This is a genomic window from Flagellimonas flava (assembly GCF_050617915.1).
GTDB lineage: Bacteria > Bacteroidota > Bacteroidia > Flavobacteriales > Flavobacteriaceae > Flagellimonas > Flagellimonas flava_A.
In genome coordinates this window covers 1-266 of sequence record NZ_JBODQE010000073.1, presented here as the reverse complement: position 1 = coordinate 266, position 266 = coordinate 1, and the positions used below count along the sequence as shown (strand labels likewise).

1 protein-coding gene is annotated in these 266 nt (G+C 64.7%); it reads left to right on the top strand.

The window, feature by feature from the left end; all coding sequences use genetic code 11:
* Positions 1-10: 10 nt before the first annotated feature.
* Positions 11-266, top strand: a 256-nt coding sequence (locus ACRHOZ_RS21015) for a hypothetical protein (protein ID WP_431130247.1), incomplete at its 3' end; no start/stop codon positions are given.

Genomic DNA, 266 nt, shown 5'->3' with positions numbered 1-266 from the left:
CATGCAGAGCATGGGGCTGACCCACTTCCTTGCCAAGCCGATGACAGAGAACGCCCTGCTGCCCAAGGTGGACGAGCTGCTCAATGGCAGCTCCCACGACAGCAAGGTCCGCCAGGCCGGGGTGCAGGGGGATCAGCAGCATTTTCGCGATCTGCTGCGCGGCACCCGGGTGCTGCTGGCCGAAGACAACAGGGTCAACCAGCAGCTCATCCTGGAATATCTGCGCCGGGTGGAGGCCAAGGCCACCGTGGTGGACAACGGACGCG